Origin of the sequence: Psychrobacter pacificensis (genome assembly GCF_018336615.1) — a bacterium.
GTDB lineage: Bacteria > Pseudomonadota > Gammaproteobacteria > Pseudomonadales > Moraxellaceae > Psychrobacter > Psychrobacter pacificensis.
Window position 1 is genome coordinate 2,574,161 of record NZ_CP048752.1, and the last position, 22,893, is coordinate 2,597,053.

A 22,893-nucleotide genomic window follows, 5' to 3' on the forward strand; every position below is an offset into this window, starting at 1 on the left:
GAATGATCCAACTGCTATTTTTTAAGTATGACCCACATAGTTCATCTTTAGTGTTTTAGAGCTGATAAATAAGCTTACGACAAACCCAACTCTTCTTTCATTTGCTCAATAATTTTATACTTTTGAATCTTGCCCGTGATGGTCATTGGATACTCAGTGACAAAGCGATAGTAAGCAGGCACTTTATAATGAGCGATGTGCTCGCTGCAGAATTCACGGACTTCCTCTTCCGTCAAGCAGCCCGGCTCTTTAGGAATAATCCATGCTGCGAGCACTTCACCATAACGCTCGTCGGGTATGCCAACGATTTGCACATCGCGAATCTTGGGATGACGATAAAGGTAGTTTTCGATCTCAACCGGATAGATGTTTTCACCACCGCGAATCACCATGTCTTTACTCCGGCCGACGATTTTCACATAGCCGTCTTCATCCATCGTTGCCAAATCACCCGTGTGCATCCAACCATCTTGAATGGCTTCTCGCGTTTTAAAACGGCTACCCCAATAGCCCTTCATCACGGAATAACCACGCGTGAGTAGCTCGCCAGTCTCTCCGATAGGCACAATCTCGCCCGTCTCGGTGTCGATCACTTTTACCTCAAGTGCAGGCTGTACCAATCCTACGGTCGAGACTTGCTTCTCAAGAGGGGTGTACTCATTGGTCTGGCAAGAGACTGGACTGGTCTCTGTCATACCATAGGCAATGGTGACTTCACTCATGTGCATCTTGTCGATGACGCGGCGCATGACCTCAATCGGACAACTAGAGCCTGCCATGATACCTGTACGCAAAGTGGATAAATCAAAGTTTTCAAACTCAGGATGATCAAGCTCCGCGATAAACATCGTCGGTACGCCATGTAGACCCGTACATTTCTCTTCTTCAACCGCTTTTAATACCGTCAACGGCTCAAAGCCATCGTTTGGATAGACAATACAACCACCGTGCGTGAGAATCGCGAGGTTACCAAGCACCATGCCAAAGCAATGATACAACGGTACTGGAATGCACAGTCTGTCGGCTTCCGTGAGATTCATGGCCTCACCAATGAAGTAGCCGTTATTAAGAATATTGCGATGGCTTAAGGTTGCGCCTTTTGGTGTGCCTGTCGTGCCACTGGTGAACTGCACGTTGATGGCATCAGTATTTTTGAGCTGGGCTTGACGCTCGGCCACGCGTGGATCGTTGGCGTCGCCTTCCGCCATCCATGCAGAGAACTTTTGCATAAAACCAAAGACCTCATCAGAGTCTGGCTCATCAATCCAAATGATACGTTCAATCGTTGGAATCTCAACCAAATCAAGCTGGGTATAATCTTTATGGTAAATCTCAGGACAGAGCTCACGAATCAAGCTGGCATAGTCACTGGTTTTAAAATGGCGCATAAGCACCAGTGCTGAGCAGCCGAGTTTGTTCAGGGCATATTGCAGCTCAAAGGTACGGTAGGCAGGATTGATATTGACAAGAATAACGCCGACTTTTGCGGTGGCGAGTTGCATCAGCAACCATTCAGCATTGTTGTGTGACCAAATCCCGATGCGATCACCAATCTCAAGCCCCATCTCAATCATGCTACTGGATAGCTGATTGACCTGCTGCTGTAGCTCACGATATGTCCAGCGAATATTTTGATGACAGACGACCAGCGCTTCGCGCTCAGGATATTTGGACACAATAGCATCAAAAAAGTCACCGATGGTCGCTTCAATCAGCGGTACATCAGGACCTTTATCATAGCTTTGGGTGAGCGGCGCATTTGCTGAGCGTGCGCCCATATTGATACTAGGGATATTATCCAAAATAGCGTCAAAATCAACGTGAGTCTCATCGAAATTAGAGTTTTGAGTCATAACGAGTCCTTTCGTTTTACTTTTTATAGTATTTATAGATAGTGCTGATTAATCGCTGGCGAGCAAACCTTCTTCCTTGATTCGGTTTGATATAGCATTCAACTACTATAACGCTATAAATGAAAGCATGTCAACAATATCAATACGGTATGTATCATTTAATTGGATATTCGATATTCATGCTTAGTAAAAAGTAACATAAAATCATGGCAGGTTTTTGACATAAAAAAGCCAGCCCCATCATAAGGAATGGGCTGGCTCAACCAGTAACGTGATCTTTTAAACTTGCTTTTTAAACAAGTCTATCAGGAGGCTTTGGGAGTGGCAGGCGCTTTGATTGTCACGGTCGCGCTCACTGCATCAGTGTCATCTAGCAAGTCCATGATGAGTTCATCATCGCTTTCCGTCTTCACTTGCCAATTACCAGCCGCGTTTGGCACACCCGTTACCATCACCGAAATCGCTTTGTTCTTTAGACGAATCATCGGTGGTTTATGATCATAACCGCTGTGCTCGTGCCCTAAGATATCATCAGCGATGGTCGCAGCCTGTGCGCGTAATGGCGCCACATAACGACAGGCAACCCCATTGATAGACATACAATCACCAATGGCATAGATGTGTGCGGTGTCGGTGCGCAATGTCGATTCATCAACCACAATACCCGTACGACGGTCAAACGTAACGCCCGCCGCTGCTGGCAGCTGCCCATCGACGATCAGACCTGTACTGGCAATCACATGGTCTACGATCAATGGCTCAGGTTGCTCTGCATCGGTACTGCCTTCGGCTGAGGCGAGCGGTGCGTAGTCTACTCTTAGCTTTTCGCTATCGCTGCTGTCGTCATTGCCACTCACGCGGGTAACAGCAGAGACTTGAGAGCCGCCCAAAAACTGAATACCTTGTGACTCAATTGCTTTGGCAATACGTGCCGTCGCTTTGGCTGGTAGCATTTGTGATAATGGCGCATCGTTCAAATCAATCAAGGTCACTTGATGACCTGCTTTTAGCAAGTCTTCCGCGATTTCTGTCCCGACCATACCAGCGCCAACGATGGCGACGTGCTGGCTACCGGTTGCCAGCTTTTCTTGTAGCTGACCGAACTGCTCGATATGATTGACATGCCAGACCAAATCTTCTGGCAAGCTTTTGGGGAAAATAGGATGCGCACCCATCGCTAGCACCAACTTACCATAATTGATCGTCGCATAATCGGTGTGGGCGGGATCTGGTCTATTAGCAGAGATAAGCTGTAACTGCTGGGTTGCCGTATCAATATCTGTGACCTGTGTGTCAGCCAGCAACGTCACGCCTGCGGTTTTTGCTGCGTCGCTACCTGTTGCTCGTACTAGGTCTGATGCGCGCTTGTTTTGGCTGATCGCCATGGTCAGCATCGGCTTGTGATAACGATCGCCACTATCGGAGGTGATCAAGGTAATCGGAATATCTGCATCTTTTGCACGAATCGCATCAATCACATGCCAGCCTGCCAAGCCTGCGCCAATGATGACAACCCCATTTTTTGATGAGGTTGCCGATGCTACGGATAGATTGTCTACGCTCATAAAAACTCCAATATGGTTTATGAATTATTCTAATTATCAACAAGTATGAGCGCCATTGTATCAGTAAACAGACATGCACTCACCTATCTAACCGTATAACCAATCACATATTCATCTATAGTCGAACCACTATTAAAGCGTTACAGCGTTAGACCCGTTTAGCCTACTACTGTAGTACTTGCACTCGTCTGCCTTGTACCACTTTTAATATTGATTGACTATAAACCAAATTGCTAGATTAACGCCCATAAAAAAGCGCCTATTAATAGACGCTCTTTATTGATGATTTCATTTATGTTTGAAGCACTAGCATCAATACAGCCAAGGTGATTAATGATTCAAAATCTTCGATAAGAACATCTGCGCACGATCACTTTTCGCCCCTTCAAAGAATTCGTCTTTACTACAGTTCTCAACGATATGCCCTTCATCCATAAAGATAATACGGTTGGCAACCTGACTGGCAAAACCCATCTCATGGGTCACGCACATCATGGTCATGCCCTCACGCGCCAGCTCGACCATGACGTCAAGCACCTCTTGAATCATCTCAGGATCGAGCGCTGAGGTTGGCTCATCAAAGAGCATCGCCACAGGATCCATGGCAAGCGCGCGTGCAATCGCCACACGCTGCTGCTGACCGCCAGAGAGCTCGGCTGGGTATTTTGCCGCTTGTACCGTCAGACCAACGCGGTCTAGATACGCCATGGCCTTTTGCTTCGCCTCACTTTCTTTACGCCCCAATACTTTGATTTGGGCAACCGTTAAATTATCAATAATGGTCAAATGCGGAAACAATTCAAAATGCTGAAACACCATGCCGACACGGCTACGTAGTTTAGGCAGATTTGTCTTTGAATCACCGACAGAGATGCCGTTGACCATGATCTCACCTTTTTGAAAAGGCTCAAGTCCATTAACGGTCTTAATCAGCGTCGATTTACCACTACCTGAAGGGCCACAAACGACGACCACGTCCCCTTTATGCACGTGGGCAGTACAATCAGTTAGTACTTGAAAGTCGCCGTACCATTTGCTGACATTGGACATTTGAATGACCATTTCATCCGTCGCATGGCCATTGTTAGTCACCAGTCCACCAAAGGAATTTATGTATGTATCAGCATTGCTCATCACTGGCTCCTAACCACATTATTATCGATAACCGTCGTTTAAAAATTAAATCAAAATACCAAACCACAATTTTAACGCTCAAAATCCTAAGCGAGACATCTATTAAAACCGCAAGCGTTTTTGTAGCTGCTGCACGCCCATAGACGCACTTAAGCTAATCACAAAGTAGATAGCACCCGCCCCTAAGATATAAGGGGTGAGTAAGCCCATGAGCTCACCGCGGACGTAGGCGGCGCGGAAAAAATCCGTCAAACCAATGGCGAATACCAGTGTCGTATCTTGGAATAAGATAATACACTGCTGCAAAATCAGCGGCAGCATTTTGCGAAAGGCTTGCGGCAAGATAACCAGACGCATGGTCTGCCCGTAAGTCATGCCAAGCGCTTTGGCAGCATTGACCTGTCCGCTACCGATCGATTGAATACCTGCACGCACCACCTCTGAGAAGTAAGCGGCCTCAAACATCATGAAGGCCACCACACAAGAGGCAAAAGCGGCATTGATTTGTAGATACTTACCTGCTATCCAAAAATAAATCATCGGTACAGCAAAATAAAACCACAGTAGTACCAATAGCAGCGGCACTGAGCGGAAATAGTTGACGTATAGCCTCGAAGGTACTTCAAGCGCTTTGATACCAGACAAGCGCATCAACGCTAGTATCGTGCCTAGGCTGATACCACCAATAATTGCCAAGAACAGCACTTTTAAGGTGGTGATCATACCGCCCATCAAACCAGGATAGGCTGTCGCCAATTCGGTCATCATACTCATTTCTGACCTCCCGCAATAAGCCCAGGCACACGCAATTTACGCTCGATAAGCCCCATCAGAGCAATCAATGATAAATTGAAAACGAGGTAAATAATCGTCGCGTAGGTATAAATCTCAATACTGTTCTGCGTGTATTCACTGATGGTTTTGGTTTGACTGATCAGTTCCATTACCCCAACGAGCGAGGCGACAGAGGCGTTTTTGAAGCAGTTGGTCAGCTCCGAGCTAAGCGGCGGCAAGATAATACGAAAGGCTTGTGGTAGCAGCACTTCTTTGTAGACTTGCGGAATACTAAAACCCAGTGCATATGCGGCATTGGTCTGTCCATCAGGTAGGGATTCAATCCCTGTACGAACTTGCTCAACGATACGAGCAGCGGTAAATAAGCCAAGACCGATACTTGCCGATAGCATTGCTGAGGTATTCGGCGACAAGTCCTTATACCACCACTCCTGTATTGCTGGCGTCAGCCAGCCGGGTGCGATGTAAAACCAAAAGAACAATTGTACCAGCAGTGGAATATTACGAAAGAATGTCACATAAGCCGTACCAATCGCTCGCGCCGTCTTGCTCGGCAGCGTGCGCATGATGCCTAAGATGGTACCGACGACCATGGCGATGGCCCATGCGATACTGCCGATCAATAGCAGCCAGCCAAGACCTGTAATCATCCAATGGATATAAAGCTCGTTACCGATACCAGTTTGCTCAAAGAGCACACCCCAGTTCCAGCTATAATTCATGGTTGTCTCTCCGAGCAGCGATTCATAAGCCTATAGGTCAGAAACATAATATCTGACCTATAGACAAGCCATATTGAGGGACAAAGAGCTTATTGAGCGGTCGCCGCTTTTGGCTGAGCACCGTCATGCGGATTGGCAATCAACGCTTTTAAGTTGTCAGACATCTCAAAGTTTAGATTGACGTTTTTCGGTGGGACTGGGTTCAAGAACCATTTGTCATAAATGCTATTGATTTCGCCTGAGCTAAAGACATTATTTAACGCTTCATTGACCACAGCTTTGAATTCAGGATCGTCTTTACGCATCATACAGCCATAAATCTCAAACGATTGTGGCTCACCAACGATAACCCATTCATCAGGATTTTTTGCTTTGGCTTTTTCGCCTGCGAGCAACACATCATCCATCATAAAGGCATCAGCACGACCGTTTTCTAACATCAAAAAGGCTTCGCCGTGGTCTTTTGCTGAGATGATGTTCATATCCATTTTGTTGTCATCATTGTACTGACGGATATAACGCTCTGAGGTCGTACCTGCCGTGGTGACAAGGGTTTTACCTTTTAGGTCTTCAAAATTCTGAATACCAGAGTCTTTGTTGGTCAACAGACGCGTACCAATCTCAAAGAAACCATTAGAGAAGGCAACCTGTTTTTGGCGCTCTTCGTTGTTGGTGGTTGAGCCACACTCAAAATCCACCGTGCCGTTTTGTACCAATGGGATACGCGTTTGTGAGGTGATTAAGTTATAACGGACGTTGAGATCTGGCATGTTTAGCTTTTGCTTAACGGCTTCAACGACTTTCATTTCTAAATCGTGGGCATAGCCGATAGGCTGATTAGGATCATCAGCAATATAAGAAAATGGAATAGAGGAGTCACGGTGACCGACGACGATGGTGCCAGAGTCTTTGATTTTTTGTAGCGTGCCGTTGGTATCCGTGGCAGCAGCTTCTGTCGTGGTGGCATCATCTGCAGCTGGCGCTTCGGCTGTGGTCTGGCTACTGTTGTTACAGCCAGCTAAGCCCAATGCCATAAAGGCCGCCAAAGTCAACGGTTTAGAAAATAAGTGGGTCATGGAATACATCCTTTTATCACAAGCTTTTATCACAAGATTGAATGAGTGCTTTGAAGACACGAGTCTGATTGACCGATCTCATTGCCCCGCATCCTTACGGTTGTTGCTGTTGTTTGTCACAATGCAACTCAATGTTACTGTACAACAAATTTGTGTTAGATGGTAAGTTTTTTTTGAAGGATGTGATATTTTGGAATATATTTATTTTTTACCTAAAAGCCGCTGGTTCCTGATTACTGCATCACTATAGAAATAGACAGATAGCTGACTCATCCATACCTAGATTTGTCCCTCATTGGTACATATAATCAAGAAAACATTGTGATCATAATATTGTGGTTGCTACGATTGATAAATTGGCCATAGTCCCCATAAAGCTAACAACTTCTTAATACTACAAATGACTTATGACACAAGATACTCAAGTCCCTAACACGGACAGCCAAACTGCTGGCACTCATAGCGACAACGACATACGCCAACGTTTTTTTATTGAAGACTCGCCCGTGCGCGGCGATGTGGTACGCCTATCACGCAGTTACGCCAGTACAATTGCGCAAAAGCCCTACCCTGAAGCCATCAAACGCTTATTGGGCGAGATGCTGACGGCAGCGAGTTTACTTATCAGTACCGTCAAAATTAACGGTCGTCTCTCTATCCAATTGCAGTCATCAGACAGCGATAGCTTGCTGAATTGGGCGATGGCAGAATGCGATCAAGACGGTATCATCCGTGCGCTTGCCAGCTGGAAAGGCGAGACGGATGAGCAATTGCAGGCTTGGGACAATATGATCCATGCCAAAGATGCCTTTGCTGAGCTGGGTGCTATGGGACAAGGGGTATTGTTCATTAATATTCACCCTGAAGGTGGCGAAGCGTACCAAGGTATCGTTGAGCGTAGCCATGACAATCTGGCAGATTGCTTGGCGCATTATCAAAAGCAATCAGCACAGATTCCAACGCTCATTAACCTAGCATCTGATGGCTTGCAAGCGGGTGGTATCTTGGTACAGATGTTACCGCGTACTGCAGAAGAAAACTTTGAGGTTGAGCAAAACCAAGATGCAGGTATCGACGATGATCTATGGACACGTCTGAGCGTGTTGACGCGCACAGTCAAGGCAGAAGAGCTGACGACATTGGATGCCAATGAGATTCTGTATCGCTTGTATCACGAAGAAAACGTTGTCGCCCCTGAGCCTGTTCCCCTAACGTTTGGTTGCACGTGCTCACGCGAGAAATGTGAGATGGCCATCGAGCAAATCGGCGAAGCAGAAGCGTTAGATATCGTCGAAGAGCAAGGCGGTACGTTTGAGATGGACTGCGGATTCTGCGGTGAAGTCTATAAATTCAACAAAGATGATGTGGCAGCGGTATTTGCTGAGTAAGTTTTTTATCACTAAGCATCTGTGTCAAAAACCCCTCAAGTGTGATGCTTGAGGGGTTTTTGTTCTATACTAAGTCTTTAAAGTATGGGTATTTGCTATGAGTAATTTTTGGCAAGAATTGATTATCAACTTGGGTGGCAATGCTGTTTTAGGTGGGCTTATAATCTACCTCGGTAAAATTTACCTTGAAAGAATTGGACGAAAAGAGCAAGCAGCTATTGATGAGCGTTTAAAACGACTTGAACAAGATCATGAAAAACTACTCACTAAAAATGAGCATTTTCATCAAATATCACAGCAAACATATCAAAAGTTATTTGATCGAAAAATAGCAGTTTATGATGAACTATTAAGCTTAACTATTACATTTGAAAAGCTAACTCACTCAAAATTTCCTAACTGGAATGAAATGACTACAGAAAGTAAGATAGGTCATTGGTTTTTAATGTCAGGGCTTTATACTGAGTTATCAACAACATATTTGGCTATAGATAAAAGCATTTAAAAAAATATTACGGTCATAAGCCCAGACCTTTCCGAAAAATTTCTAATTTGGCTTGTACATTACAGAACAGAATTTGATTTATATAATAGATCTCTTGCAAAAGTACCAGTTCATTGACTTCCATTGACGGAGTTACAAGGGCTGACGATGACTTATGCAAGAAGTCTAATAAAGAAAATTTAGACAAAACTCTCAATATTATGGGAGAAGCCTTTTTATTGCAAGCTACCAACAATAATGGGCAAATCAAAAATCTTCTTGCAGAAAGTGAGAAAAATTCATATAAAGAAAAGACAAGGCTGCAAAATATTCAAGGTAACTTGCTTCTAAAGAATATAGACCAGTTAAATGAGGTTTTAGAGCAAATAAAAAGTGACTCCTTAAAGCTTAATAAGAAAATCAACCATACTTACCTTTAAAACTACTAATACATTTAATGCTAAATAACATCAGCTTACATCGCCACAGCCAAACTTCTAGGGTAAGAATGTATGCGCGGACGTCCAGCATAGTCGCTTAGACCATTATCGAGCAGCCATTCAACGACCTGCTCACGCACTCGCCTGCTATAGATTAAGTTAAGATGATTGACGCCATAAAACACCGCTTTATGACCATCTGGTACAAACAACGCATGCTCAGCATCATCTTCACCTAACGCGGATGCGACCGATACCAAGCTGTCTCCTAGCAAATCCGTCATCTTAGATTCGTAATGTGTCTCAATCAATGCACTGGCGACAAAGTAAGTTTTAATACCACTTGGCAGGCGCGCAGGATGACGAAAGTCTTGTGGTAATACGCTGCGTCCCTCTAAGGCTTTCCAGTCAGCGTCACGAATACTGCCATGACGCAGATCAATGATACCCGCACTCCTCATGTCACCGAGCTTTGCAAGCGAGCCTGCAAATGGCAACTTGGCGATGATGTCTTGCACATAATTACCGATACGCTCAAGCACTGCCCCATGATGCGGTGAACCTAAGGTGATGAGATTGCCCACGCGCTTTATCCAATCTAGGCGCTCTTGCTCACCATAAAACAGCGCACTGCGCGCCACCAAGCCGCCCATGCTATGACCCACCAAATCTATCTGAGTAATATTTGGGTTATTATCGACCACGTCCTGTAGTAATTGAGAGAATTTACGACCACTGCGTGAGATACGTCGACCTGTATTGTAATCTAAGTACAGAACGGTGGTATCGGGCTGGCTGATATGAATCGCCTCGCCCAGATCATTGCCTTCTTGCGACTGCCAGCTTAAGTGACTCATGCACAAGCCATGGCACAAAATGACAATACGCCCTGCTAGTCGCTCACTTTGGGGCTTACCATCTTTAGTGTATAACATCATCGGAATTGCGAGGGCATTTTGATTGTTGACCAGATGATCACCCATGACACCATTGATGACATTGACCAGCTTTTTTAGTGAGTCAGGTAGTGGCTGATCTGTTTTTTGCACGATGAAGTTTTTGTATATTCGTAGTACCGAGGCCAGATTGTTACCGACCATGAGCATGATATGACGTATCGTGCCATAGGTGCGCCCCGTGAAACCGCGCTGCCATTTATTTAGGTGCTTGTCGTTGAATCGACCTAACGGACGTAGAATCACTTCACGATGAATGGACTCGACGATTTCAGTCATCTCAACCACTCCCATGGTCGCAAGCTGCGCCAACCCTTCAAAAAAATCCGCCAAAGAGACAGGGGTTTTGATCGTTTCCTCATTGTCGTCTGTGTCTGCCAATAATTTGACCAGCTCATCCATATCGATGGCTTCGAGTTGATCTATCTGCTCATACAAATCACCATGCCGTGGCACGCTATCAGCTGAGAAAAAATGCGCATCAAGCTCATGGCGATTACGCGTATAACTGCTATCATTCTGAGCGCTACTGTCACTAACACGGTTGTTATAAAACAAATTTTGACTGCTCATAGTATTGGCACGTTTAGCGAAAAGGGAGTTTTTCTATACTATCCTTTAACAGTCGCAAATAGAAGCGAATGATTTAGTTTTAGCGTTCGTTTGTAACCAAAAGAGACGTATGGCTGATAAACGGTATCTTTATTATTGTTAAAGCATTAACTAATATATGCATCAAAAGAAAAAAATCCCAAGCCGAAACTTGGGATTTTTATTTAGTAAATACGCCTTTCTGCCATTTCTACTATTTTGTCATCTAGCGCTTACCGAGCTATGCCGGGCTGGCTGCCGACTCAAATGATTCCGCCAATATGACATCGCCGTCTTCTTTGGTAATCATGACTGTTGCTGAGCGCGGAGTACTACCGCCAGCGACCGCACCCCATGTATTACCTGGATGCTGAATATTGATAAACAGTGTTTTGAAATCTGGTGTCATGGTAATACCGGTGACTTCGCAGCCTTCAGGGCCGACAAAGAAGCGTTTGATATTGTCGTTACTAGCCGGCATGCCAATGCGTGTTTGCTGTCCTGCTGACGTCGTGATGGTAGTACCATCGCTGACTTTGCCCGGTAATGCCGCAAGCAGCATACAGCTGGTAGTGTCGGTATACGCACCATCGTCCGTTTGAATCCATAACACACCACGTGGATCAAAATACAAACCATCAGGAGAAGACAGATCATTGCTAGCACTTAACTGCGATAAATTCTCTGCGGACAAGTTACTTGGTGCACCAAACAGATAGATATCCCATTCAAAACTGGTTGCGGCATGATCGCCGCCCGTCTCTGCCCAGCGAATGATATGACCGTTGTCATTACCACTTGGTTTGCCATTGACTTGATAGCTACGCGGGTTAGCAGCTGATAAAGGTTGGTCCTCACGCACACCGCGATATTTATTGTTGGTCAATGTCACATAGACATCGCCCGTCATAGGACTGACCGATACCCATTCTGGTCGATCCATCTTGGTGGCGCCAGCGGCATCGCCAGCAGCGCGAGCATAGACCAGCACTTCATCTTGGCTATTAAATGGTAACGCACTATTGAAGGCATCTAGTCCATTTTGACCTTGCACAAGTGCTTTCCACTCGCCGCTGCCATCTTCATTAAAGATAGCAACATATAGTGTGCCTTCGTTGAGATACTTATCACCCGCTTTTAGGCCACCACCGATATCATTGTTTGACCACATCGCTTTTGAGACGAACTTATAAATATACTCACCACGCGCATCATCACCCATATAAAACACAACAGGCTTGCCTTGTTCAACAGGTGCATAGGCACAGTTTTCATGGGCAAATCGGCCCATGGCGGTACGTTTTTGCGGTGTAGAGTTTTGGTCAAACGGATCAATCTCAGTGATATAGCCAAAGGTATTGAAACCATTACGATAATCATCAGCAGCACTAGCACCAACAGCGGTCATATCCCAACGTGAAAACTCGTCTGTGATGATGGCGTCTTTGGCGCCAGGCGTGTGCCATAGATATCTAGAGCCTGGAGAGTTTTCTGGTGCACCGTAACGCTCGCGACCATAGTTATCACTGGCGCTTAACTGACTGGCATCTTGTCCGCGCGCAAACACACCCAAGAAGTTCTCTTCTGTGGTCAGGTAAGTGCCCCAAGGTGACAAACCTGCACCGCAGTTATTATTAATGCCGCGCGTCTGAAAACCTGTTGGGTCAAACTTGGTTTTGACCAAATCAGAACCTGCCACAGGGCCTGCCAACTGCGCAGTCGTACTACTAGTGATACGTCGATTGTATTTGGAGTTTGGCACCATCTCATAGCCCATGCCATTTGCGCGGCGCTTCATCTCAACCACGGCCACACCATGGCAGTTGACTTCACGGCGCACATCGCTGGCAAGGCGGCGGCGTTGGAATAAAGGCGCAGCATCTTTATCTTCGATGACATAATAGCCAAACGGACTTAGCTCCTCACTATTGACGTATTCGTGATTCATAACCAGTAGGCCATTCTCTGAGGCTTTGGCATCGTACGCATTGCTGTTTTTGCCAAAGAACCACATGCCATCATGGTTATCGCCCATGCGCCATTCAAATGATTCTGCCGACTGCTCACGATTGTCTTTCCAGTCGTCAAGGCCAGGCATCAGCGGTGTGCCAAGCGGCAGTATCATCTCTGCCTTGTAACCTTCTGCCACCGTCATCTTTTCAGCAGTTGAGTGCGCTACGGCCTTAAACTTTAAGGTTTCAGGACGCTTCAAATCACCCTGCGCAGGAATAGCAGCATCATTGCCATCTTCGACAATAGGACTACTGATATTGTCATCGTCATCACTACAACCAACCAAAGGTAGCGCGCCAAAAAACGCTGCTGCCGTCAACCCTGTACCACCTTTTAGAATACTACGGCGATTCAGACGGCGATTAATAACCGTCTGAAAATCAGTATTATTAGTAGGGTTTGAATCTTCAACGATTTCGTGAGCGAGCTCTAGTTCTTTATTCAATAATGTCATTATCAGTCACCTTGCTATTGGGCTAGATTGGCGGAGAGTGGGTCGCGGCTTCACATTACAGCCACAAAAATACGAATTCCGCTTAAGTCTACTGACTCTTTATGACAGCACGCTGAACGATAGATGACAAACTGATGACAATAACTGTACAAACAATTATTGAGAGATATAAGTATTAAAAAATTTTGAAAAAATATATAAAGTCTAAAAAATAAAAGCCCCAAGCAATGGCTCAGGGCTTTTTGATATTTATGACCACTAGTACTGGTTCATTTAGCAAGCTTACTGCACTTGTGTTACCCATTCATGAGCACCCAATGTTAGTTTGAGCTTATCGCCTGCTTGTAGTACACCCACGCCGCTTGGTGTGCCAGTCATAATCACATCACCTGCCTGTAAGCTAAAAGCATGGCTGATATTGACCAGCAGCTCATAGACAGGGAACAGCATCAAAGCACTATCACCGTCTTGCGCCAGCTTATCATTGATGGTGAGCTGATAATGGACATTCTGAAGATTGCCAAACGCTTGCGGGTCGATCCAGTCAGCAAGCACGCATGCCCCATCAAAACACTTGGCACGCTCCCATGGATGACCTTTTTCTTTAAGGGTGCTTTGCAAATCGCGCAAGGTCAAATCCAGCCCCAACGTCACCCCGCCAATCGCTTGCTGTGCCTCCTCAATCGTTGCCATCGACAAGTCAGCTGACAGCTGAATACATAGCTCAGCCTCGTAATGCGTCCCGCCAAATATCTCTGGATTGGGACGGATCACATCATGGCGAGTAGATACCACAGAAGAGGCGGGCTTCATAAACAATATGGGTGATGATGGCACCTCATTGCCAAGCTCTTCTGCATGCGCCGCATAGTTACGCCCCACGCAGACGACTTTGCCAATAGAGCTACGCAGACGCTCATTGTGTTGCTCAATGCTTTGTTCTTCACTGACCCCAGCGGTGATGGCATTTGCTAATGACATATGTGGCGATTGGCTCATACTAGACTCTCCCTATAAATGATAAATATTTTTCAGCAATCCCTACTATATTGTCTACTGTCACCTTTATTGTCATCTTGGCGACCATTCATGACTAGTGACTCTCTATGGAATCGTGTTGGTCATCACATCTGGTGGCACATAGCTGGCGTGTCGGTTCATACGTTTTTCAAACAGTCTAAAGCTAAACAAGATAACCCATGACAGCACAAGATAAACGATACCCGCGGCAAAGAACAGCTCCATCAGCGTATAGGTACGCGCACTGATCGTACGAGCCACCCCCGTAATATCCATCAACGCGATGGTCGATGCGAGCGCACTGCCCTTTAGCATAAAGATAACTTCATTACTGTAGGCTGGGATCACAATACCAAACGCACGCGGCAACGTTACACGTGTCAGCTTCTGCCATTTTGACATACCAAGCGCATCGGCCGCCTCAAGCTCACCGACAGGTATCGTCTGAATCGCACCGCGTATAATCTCTGCCAGATATGCACTGGTATTTAGGGTAAAGGCGATGATGGCACACCAGTATGCTTGACTGAGCACCGGCTCCCATAAAAACGACTCACGCACCGCCCCGAACTGACCAAGACCATAGTAAATCAGGAATATCTGCACCAGCAGCGGCGTACCGCGGAAAAAGAAAATATAAAGAAATGGCAATATCTGTACTAACCAGCTCTTCGACAAGCGCAGCAGCGCTAGAATCAAACCAAAAAACAATCCGACAATACCTGAGATCACGACCAGCTGTATAGTCAGTACCGCACCGCCCAGTAAATCAGGTATATGATCAAAAATGACCTGCCAATTCCAATCCATAGTATCTCTCCTCTATCCTATGGTCGATTGACTGTGAGTGGATTGACGGCTTATCTTTTTGGCATAGCGTGCCGCTGGATTGGCGCGCCACTCAAGCCACATCATAAAGCCAGTAATCAACATGGTCAGACCCAAATAAATAATCGCGGCTGCCATATAAAAGGTAAACGGCTGCTGTGTTGACTGCGCAGCACGCGACGACTGATACATGATGTCTTTGAGACCCACCACAGACACCAGCGCCGTGTCTTTGAGCAGTACCAAAAATAAATTGCCCAAACCTGGTAATGCAATCTGCCATACTTGCGGCAACGTAATGCGATAAAAGGTCTGAAAAGGACGCATACCAATCGCTTGCGACGCTTCTCGTTGCCCTATCGGAATCTCTTGAATCGACATGCGAAAAATCTCAGTCGCATACGCCCCAAACGCGATCGACAGCGCCATAACACCGCCCCAAAAAGCGCTAATCTCGACATAGTCGTTGTAGCCGAACTTTTTGAGGATGCTCATCAATAAGATTGAGCCGCCATAATAAATAAAGAGCACCAATAGCAACTCAGGAATACCACGCATCGTCGCAGTATAGACAGTCGCAAGCTTACGCAACAACCAGATATTGGACATCTTTGCGGTTGCGCCGAGCAAGCCTAAGGCCAGACCAATGATTAAACTGGTCACGGCAAGCTGTATGGTGACGGTAGCGCCGCTTAATAAAAGCGCGCCAAATCCTTGTAAGTCAAACACGATTATCCACTCAGTCTCTTTATATTAGCAATTTGCAAAATATGAGTTAAAAGAATCAGCATCAATAGCTGAACGCAGTCCATCACCGTATTTTATACCACCTTAATACAGATGGTCGTCGTCAAAAAAAATGACGTCAGAGCAATACGGTTGGCGCTGCGATAATTGACACAGTAGAAATGAGCGCTGATTTTATCATATTCGCTCGCCGTGATGTTAATCCTGACGCGTAAAAGCTGTGCCTAAACCGTACTTAAACAGATACTTGGGCAAATACGCTTGAAACGAACTGACTAAATTTGAGTAAAGCGAATAGTGAATAACGATGACTATGCCACGACCATACGATACGTTTATGGAATAATAAAAAAGGACATCACCATCATGGTAATATCCTTTTATTAAGAAACAATCAACTGTTATTGGCTATAAACCTTTCTTATGAAAGCCGTAGCGTGCAGCTGGTAAAATTACTGACCGGCGGTCTCTGCGACTGGCTGCTCAGGCGTGTCTGCATCTGAGGTCTGCATCGCAGATTCTGGTATAGCAAAATACTGTTGATTGATTTTGTCATACGTACCATTGGCCTTTATATTGGCTAAAGATTGATTGATCTTTGCTTGTAGCGGATCGCCTGGGCGTACTGCTATCGCAAAGTTATCATTGATATCAATCTCGTCACCTTTTAGTGCATATTTACTACCAGCAGGAGAGCTCAGCCACTCTATCGCAGGCAACTTATCAGAGATCATCGCATCGACGCGGTTTGATCCTAGATCCAAAAACGCATTGCTCAACGTATCATAAAGCTTCATGTCAGCGTTTGGATATGTGTCTTCAAGCCACTGTGATGAGATGGTCGAGCGCTGTGCGGCAATCGAGTGAGCGTCGATGTCGCTTTGGTTACTAGGGTCAAAACTGCTGTCTTTTTTGGCCAAAAAAACCAGGGTATTGCTAAAGTATGGATCAGTGAAGCTAACCTGCTCTGCACGCTCTGGCGTAACGGACATCGCCGCGACAATCGCATCATACTTACCGGCTTTTAGACCAGGAATAATACCGTCCCAGTCTTGCGCCATAATCTCACAAGTCACCTGCATATCGGCACAGATGGCATTGGCTATCTCAACGTCAAAACCACCCAGTGTCCCATCCGCATTGGTATAGTTAAAAGGTGCATACGCCCCTTCCGTACCAATACGAAGTACGTCATCCTTAGTTGCCTTTATTTCGGTCGTATCAGAACTGGTATCGGCCGCATTCTCTTGGCTATTGCTACAGCCAGCGATGGTAAAAATAGTCGCCAGTGCGAGCAATGGCACAGATAGACGACTGCTCGTCATAGCGCTAATAATAGATTTGCCAGTCGTAGCACGGACTGGAACACAGTGATTGCTCATGATCATCCTTGGGTTTTCTTGGGTAAACAACACTTTTCAAAATAACGGTCTATGCAGAAGACGTCGTCTTAGTTCGTTGCCGCTTCAGCTGGTGCGTCTTCTTCAACGACTATGACTTCATCGACGCCATCTGTCACGACTGCTTTTTGTGCCGCAGCGGTCGAGCTGGTACCAAAGTAACTGCCAGTGATTTGATCATAAGTGCCGTTGTCTTTTAGCTCAGCCAATGCCGCATTAAATTTAGCAACCAATGGATCGCCTTTACGGAATGCAATACCCATTGCATCATCGTCGCTGCTGATCTCATCACCTTTTACTTCATAGTCTTTGCCGGCGTCTGTTTTTAGCCAGTCAATACCAGTGACTTTATCAGACATCATACCGCGCACACGACCTGAGGTTAGATCTAAATAGGCATTGTCTTGAGTATCATATAGCTTGATATCAGCATCCGCGTGCTCGTCCTGTAGATACTGTGAGGCCACGGTAGAGCGCTGTGAAGCGATTGGTTGACCTTTGAGCGAATCGATGCTGATATCGTCGCCTTTTTTACCAATGAGGATGATACCACTATGGAAGTAAGGGTCACTGAAGTCGACCACTTCTTTACGTTCAGGGGTGATTGACATACCAGCGATGGCGGCATCAAATTTCTGTGCGTTAAGCCCTGGAATCAAACCATCCCAATCTTGAGAGATGACTTCACATTCTGCTTTCATTTGTGCACATAATGCGTCAACCAACTCAATCTCGTAGCCGATCAGTTTGCCATCAGCATCTGTGTAGCTAAAAGGCTTGTAGCTTGATTCTGTCGCGATTTTGATGTTCATAGGTGCTTCAGTCGCGGTATCAGCTTCAGCGCTTTCTGCTGGTGCTGAGCTGTTGTTACAACCTGCTAGCATTAGCATCGCGGCGCTGAATGGCGCAATCCACAATGCTTTTTTGCTCATTGATGAGGTCATTAGTGATGTTATTGAAAGTGTCATACCTATTATTCCTTAATATAGTTACCAGCCATATCGTCACTTATTACGTGCTGCTTGATGCCTTATTGAGCGCCACTTACTCAGTACTTGTCAGTGGCGCGCGCGTATTCGCAGCAATCTTTAGTGAGTCATTATTGACCAAAGTGTTGCTGCTCAAGACGGGCAAGCTCACCGTTGCTACGGATTTCGCTCAATGCTTTATCAAACTCCGCTTTGAGTCCATCACCTTTACGCACGGCAATAGCAATATTGTCATCGTTATCAATCTCATCACCAACGATACCGAAACCTTCTTTATTGTCAGCGAGCCATGATTTGGCAGAGACTTTTTCGGCCAATACTGCATCGCTACGACCAGACTTTAGATCCAAGTAGGCATTGTCGTAGTTGTCATATAGCTGAACGGTATTGCCATCTTTGCCTTCGTAGTTATCTTGTAGATAAGCGCCTGGCGTGGTAGAACGCTGACCGCCAAGCGTGACGTTTTGGATCGCCATTGGATCAAAGCTGCCATCAGTGTTGCTGAGCCATACCATCGTATTGGCAAAATACGGCTCGCTGAAATCGACTTTTTCTTGGCGCTCAGCCGTGATTGACATACCGGCGATAACGGCATCATATTTTTGTGCCAATAGACCTGGGATAATACCGTCCCAATCCTGCGCTACGATTTCACAGTTGGCTTGCATCTGCTCACACAAAGCATTGGCAACATCGACATCAAAACCGCTCAAGCTGCCATCAGCATTGGTATAGTTAAACGGAGGATAAGCGCCTTCGGTTGCAATGCGGATGGTTTTGCCAGTCGTTTCTGCGGCAGGTGCATCGGCACTGGCTTCGGTAGTTTCATCGGCAGGTTGGCTACAAGCGCTTAGCATGAGCGCAGCAGAGATGGTCATCGATGACCACAATAGACGAGCGTTCGACATCATATGTTCCTTAAATTCTGATGGGTATGGATATGGGGTTCTGATACTTTGTTCTCTGACGTCCCTGACAGACAAGCAATATAGATAGCAGAATAATGGACAGCCGTTAAAATTGGCCGACTATAAACCTTTTGATAATACCTGAGTAAAAAATCAAAAACAAACGTTTTGCATACTCACCGTGACTATTGGGCAATAAAGGATAAACAATAGTTACGGTATAGTGATTTTTATATTTGATAGGATTCGATGGCGGTAAAGTCGGTAGGGCGCTACCACCATCTGATTTATAGCTTGGACAGGATTAGTGCGGACGATGCGAGGCCATAAAATCTTTGACGCGCTCGGAGGTAGGATTGTCAAAGATTTGCTCAGGTGTGCCGATCTCTTCAACCACCCCTTGGTGCAAGAAGACCACTTTGCTTGATACTTCACGGGCAAAGCGCATCTCATGAGTGACGATCAGCATAGTGCGACCCTCTTCTGCCAGCTCTCGCATGACAGCAAGTACTTCATTGACCAACTCAGGGTCTAGCGCCGAGGTTGGCTCATCAAATAATAGCACTTGCGGCTGCATGGCAAGCGCGCGCGCAATGGCAACCCGCTGACGCTGACCACCAGATAAGTTCGCTGGATAAGCGTCTTTTTTATCGAGCAAACCGACTTTGTCGAGCAGTTTTTCGGCATCACTGATCGCTTGGGCTTTTTTGATCTTGAGAACCTGCGTTGGACCCTCAATAATATTTTGCAAAATCGTCTTATGTGGCCACAAATTAAAGTTTTGGAAGACGAACCCAACGCGAGCACGCAAGCTCTCTAACTGCTTAACATCCGCCGCTTGCAGCTCACCTGATCTAGCAGGTTTTAGCATCAGCTCTTCATTGCCGATCAGGATACGACCTTGATTGGGATTTTCAAGCAAGTTAATGCAGCGCAGCAAGGTTGATTTACCTGAGCCAGATGAGCCCAAAATAGAGATGACATCACCATCATAGGCCGTCAAAGACACTCCCTTGAGCACCTCTAATGAGCCATAACTTTTATGGATGTCTTGTAAGTCTAGGGCGATAGGCCGAGTTGGTTTTTTTGCAGTATCAAGCATGGTTCAGCAGACTTCCAATAAATATGAGTGAAAACACGAATAAAAATAAATAAGAGCCGTATATATAGTATAAGTATCTATAGCATTATTATGCTAATGCTACGCCTGAGCAGGCCAAGAGAAAAATGCCATATTGTCTCTTATTACACAGTAAAAAGGCAAATCTTGTGTTTAACCAGTCAGTTAATCAGTACTGGATAACTGACTGGCACAAAAAAGCCCAGACCATATTTATCGCTCTGGGCTTTATTTTATCACTTTCGCGTGCCAGGCGTTGTTTTATCTGATAATGCTATATTGACCAACACACTATCATAGCGTTTGGCGCGCCATAAAACTTAGTACGTCGATACATGCTCTGAATCTTCGGTGCCATCCAGTACTTCTGCATCATCTGCGGTTGCCACAGCCACATCATCCCCTGTACTGACAGCCATACCGTCATCGGCGCTAGCAACGGCGATGTCATCAGAGCTACTCGCAGTTGCGGTTGCATTCTCTTCAACGCTGGTTTGAGCGTCAACGCTTGTATCCGCTTGCGTCTCCATTGGTGTCTCGTCTTTGCTACAAGCACTGAGCGCAAGCACCCCTGCAACCAAGCCAACCGTCATCCAGTTTTTGTATGTCGTGTTTTTAATCGTCATCGTTATTCTCCATTACTTGTCATATGATTCAGCGTCATTTATTGATAGTGCCGTTTTCTTAGTGCCTACTATACTGATGATACATCGCAGCTACCTTAGTATTTACAGCGCAGTTCTGTTAAAGGCACGTAAACACAGCTCACAAAATATTTGAAGCAACCCTTTGTAAAGTCACTTTGATGCTTTGTAAAGCGGGTTCTGTTCACAAAATCATCTTTACTATCGCCGCAATCTCCTCTATGTTAAATAGCATAATGACCTATGGACCGCTAAATAGGCATTCAAAACTGATTTTTTGCTAAATTTTCGCCTTTTTAGGCGCTTTTATTTATATAAAACTGATATCACATAAGGAGAATAATTGATGAGTCAAGCAAATACGACGGATATTACCACCTACATGCAGTCTGTTGGCAAGCAAGCCAGAGCCGCTTCTCGTGCGCTCGCGGCAGCCAACACAGGCGACAAAAACTCAGCACTCATGGCCATTCATGATGAGCTAGTCAATGCCAAGCCAGATATTTTGGCAGCCAATAAAATCGATATGGACAACGGTCACAAAAACGAGCTTGATAGCGCTCTGCTCGATCGCTTGGAATTAAACGAAGCACGATTCAACGCTATGCTCCAAGGCCTAAAAGACGTGGCGAGCCTGCCTGATCCAATCGGCGAAGTGACGGATATGACTTATCAGCCATCAGGGATTCATTTGGGCAAAATGCGTGTGCCACTGGGCGTCGTTGGCATGATTTATGAATCGCGTCCTAACGTAACCTTAGAAGCTGCTTCACTGGCACTAAAATCAGGCAACGCCATCATCTTACGCGGTGGCTCTGAAGCGTTTGAATCCAATCAAGCGATTGCCAAATGCATCATAAAAGGTCTCAGTCAGACGGATCTCTCTGAGCACAGCGTTCAAGTATTGCAAACGACCGATCGAGCTGCCGTTGGTGAGCTGATCACCATGACTGAATATGTGGACGTCATCGTACCGCGTGGCGGCAAAGGTCTGATTGAGCGTATTAGCAACGACGCCCGCGTCCCTGTGATCAAGCATCTAGATGGTAACTGCCATACCTTTATCGATAGCGATGCGGATCCTGAGATTGCCATCAAAGTCAGTGTCAATGCCAAAACCCATCGTTATGGTACGTGCAACACGATGGAGACGCTGCTGATTGATGCCTCTATCGCCAAAGATTTATTACCAAAGATTGCCACTGCCATTATCGAGGCCGATGATGCCATGCAACTGCGTGTTGACGAAAGTGCTGAGAGTATCTTGGCCGATGTGATCACCTTAAACGGTCACTTGTCTGCTGCTACCTCTGAGGACTGGGATACAGAATATCTTGCCCCTATTCTTGCGGTAAAAGTCGTCGACGGTATCGATGAGGCGATTGAACATATCAATACACATGGCAGCCATCATACCGATGTCATCATCACGGACAACTATACCAAGTCGCAACGCTTCATTCGTGAAGTGGACTCAGCAAGCGTGATGATTAACGCTTCTAGCCGTTTTGCTGATGGCTTTGAATATGGTCTTGGTGCTGAGATTGGTATTTCAACGGACAAAATCCATGCGCGTGGCCCAGTGGGTCTTGAAGGACTGACCTCGCAAAAATGGATCGTCTATGGTCATGGTGAAGTACGTGCATAACTAAATCTGTATTCATGATTGAATCGAGCGTTTGAGAACGTCGGCCATTGTGCTGGCGTTTTTTTATGATAATCATAGCTATCTATATTACGGACATCTAAACAATAAGGAGCGGTGC

20 protein-coding genes are annotated in these 22,893 nt (G+C 45.8%); 4 read left to right on the forward strand and 16 right to left on the reverse strand.

Going from position 1 to position 22,893, the window contains the following annotated elements; genetic code table 11:
• Nucleotides 1-74: 74 nt before the first annotated feature.
• From GYK50_RS10905 to GYK50_RS10930, 6 genes are all read right to left on the reverse strand, one after another.
• Nucleotides 75-1,853, reverse strand: coding sequence for an AMP-binding protein (locus GYK50_RS10905; protein ID WP_071002325.1), 1,779 nt, complete (start codon nt 1,851-1,853; stop codon nt 75-77).
• A gap of 305 nt (nt 1,854-2,158) precedes the next feature.
• The gene (locus GYK50_RS10910; RefSeq protein WP_212563925.1) at nt 2,159-3,418 is read right to left on the reverse strand and encodes an FAD-dependent oxidoreductase; all 1,260 of its coding nucleotides are present in this window, start codon (nt 3,416-3,418) and stop codon (nt 2,159-2,161) included.
• A gap of 330 nt (nt 3,419-3,748) precedes the next feature.
• A complete protein-coding gene (locus tag GYK50_RS10915) occupies nt 3,749-4,480 on the reverse strand; it encodes an amino acid ABC transporter ATP-binding protein (RefSeq protein ID WP_071003697.1) in 732 nt (243 codons plus the stop codon).
• Nucleotides 4,481-4,654: 174 nt separating this feature from the next.
• Nucleotides 4,655-5,326, reverse strand: a complete 672-nt coding sequence (locus GYK50_RS10920) for an ABC transporter permease subunit (RefSeq protein ID WP_071002327.1) — start codon at nt 5,324-5,326, stop codon at nt 4,655-4,657.
• Nucleotides 5,323-6,069, reverse strand: coding sequence for an amino acid ABC transporter permease (locus tag GYK50_RS10925; RefSeq protein ID WP_071002328.1), 747 nt, complete (start codon nt 6,067-6,069; stop codon nt 5,323-5,325). The genes GYK50_RS10920 and GYK50_RS10925 overlap by 4 nt, the downstream gene beginning before the upstream one ends.
• Before the next feature lie 89 nt (nt 6,070-6,158).
• Entirely contained in the window at nt 6,159-7,145 is a 987-nt protein-coding gene (locus GYK50_RS10930; protein ID WP_212563926.1) for a glutamate/aspartate ABC transporter substrate-binding protein, read from the reverse strand.
• A 407-nt stretch (nt 7,146-7,552) separates the two neighbouring features.
• Between GYK50_RS10930 and hslO the strand changes: the two genes are divergently transcribed.
• The 3 genes from hslO to GYK50_RS10945 all read left to right on the forward strand — a co-directional run bounded on the left by hslO (nt 7,553) and on the right by GYK50_RS10945 (nt 9,457).
• Complete coding sequence (gene hslO, locus GYK50_RS10935; RefSeq protein WP_212563927.1) at nt 7,553-8,533, forward strand: Hsp33 family molecular chaperone HslO; 981 nt, start codon at nt 7,553-7,555, stop codon at nt 8,531-8,533.
• Between the two features lie 97 nt (nt 8,534-8,630).
• The gene (locus GYK50_RS10940) at nt 8,631-9,038 is read left to right on the forward strand and encodes a hypothetical protein (protein WP_093067668.1); all 408 of its coding nucleotides are present in this window, start codon (nt 8,631-8,633) and stop codon (nt 9,036-9,038) included.
• 113 nt (nt 9,039-9,151) lie between these two features.
• On the forward strand, nt 9,152-9,457 hold the full coding sequence (locus GYK50_RS10945) for a hypothetical protein (RefSeq protein WP_093067664.1): 306 nt from the start codon (nt 9,152-9,154) through the stop codon (nt 9,455-9,457).
• Nucleotides 9,458-9,492: 35 nt separating this feature from the next.
• On the opposite strand, the gene GYK50_RS10950 is transcribed toward GYK50_RS10945, so the two are convergent.
• The 10 genes from GYK50_RS10950 to GYK50_RS10995 all read right to left on the reverse strand — a co-directional run bounded on the left by GYK50_RS10950 (nt 9,493) and on the right by GYK50_RS10995 (nt 21,109).
• A complete protein-coding gene (locus tag GYK50_RS10950) occupies nt 9,493-10,986 on the reverse strand; it encodes an alpha/beta fold hydrolase (RefSeq protein ID WP_212563928.1) in 1,494 nt (497 codons plus the stop codon).
• Nucleotides 10,987-11,245: 259 nt separating this feature from the next.
• A complete protein-coding gene (locus GYK50_RS10955) occupies nt 11,246-13,471 on the reverse strand; it encodes a PhoX family protein (protein ID WP_212563929.1) in 2,226 nt (741 codons plus the stop codon).
• A gap of 282 nt (nt 13,472-13,753) precedes the next feature.
• A complete protein-coding gene (locus tag GYK50_RS10960) occupies nt 13,754-14,383 on the reverse strand; it encodes a fumarylacetoacetate hydrolase family protein (RefSeq protein ID WP_379542919.1) in 630 nt (209 codons plus the stop codon).
• Between the two features lie 192 nt (nt 14,384-14,575).
• On the reverse strand, nt 14,576-15,301 hold the full coding sequence (locus tag GYK50_RS10965; RefSeq protein ID WP_093067651.1) for an ABC transporter permease: 726 nt from the start codon (nt 15,299-15,301) through the stop codon (nt 14,576-14,578).
• Nucleotides 15,302-15,313: 12 nt separating this feature from the next.
• Complete coding sequence (locus GYK50_RS10970; protein WP_071002335.1) at nt 15,314-16,048, reverse strand: ABC transporter permease; 735 nt, start codon at nt 16,046-16,048, stop codon at nt 15,314-15,316.
• A 470-nt stretch (nt 16,049-16,518) separates the two neighbouring features.
• Complete coding sequence (locus GYK50_RS10975) at nt 16,519-17,448, reverse strand: ABC transporter substrate-binding protein (RefSeq protein ID WP_227674171.1); 930 nt, start codon at nt 17,446-17,448, stop codon at nt 16,519-16,521.
• A gap of 68 nt (nt 17,449-17,516) precedes the next feature.
• Nucleotides 17,517-18,410: a transporter substrate-binding domain-containing protein gene (locus GYK50_RS10980; protein WP_379542920.1), complete on the reverse strand. Its 894-nt coding sequence runs from the start codon at nt 18,408-18,410 to the stop codon at nt 17,517-17,519.
• 155 nt (nt 18,411-18,565) lie between these two features.
• A complete protein-coding gene (locus GYK50_RS10985; protein ID WP_340050339.1) occupies nt 18,566-19,366 on the reverse strand; it encodes a transporter substrate-binding domain-containing protein in 801 nt (266 codons plus the stop codon).
• Between the two features lie 301 nt (nt 19,367-19,667).
• Nucleotides 19,668-20,465: an ABC transporter ATP-binding protein gene (locus GYK50_RS10990; protein WP_093067639.1), complete on the reverse strand. Its 798-nt coding sequence runs from the start codon at nt 20,463-20,465 to the stop codon at nt 19,668-19,670.
• 338 nt (nt 20,466-20,803) lie between these two features.
• Complete coding sequence (locus GYK50_RS10995) at nt 20,804-21,109, reverse strand: hypothetical protein (RefSeq protein ID WP_071002340.1); 306 nt, start codon at nt 21,107-21,109, stop codon at nt 20,804-20,806.
• Nucleotides 21,110-21,473: 364 nt separating this feature from the next.
• Here GYK50_RS10995 and GYK50_RS11000 point away from each other — a divergent pair, with 364 nt between their 5' ends.
• A complete protein-coding gene (locus tag GYK50_RS11000; protein ID WP_071002341.1) occupies nt 21,474-22,775 on the forward strand; it encodes a glutamate-5-semialdehyde dehydrogenase in 1,302 nt (433 codons plus the stop codon).
• The last annotated feature ends 118 nt before the right edge of the window (nt 22,776-22,893 follow it).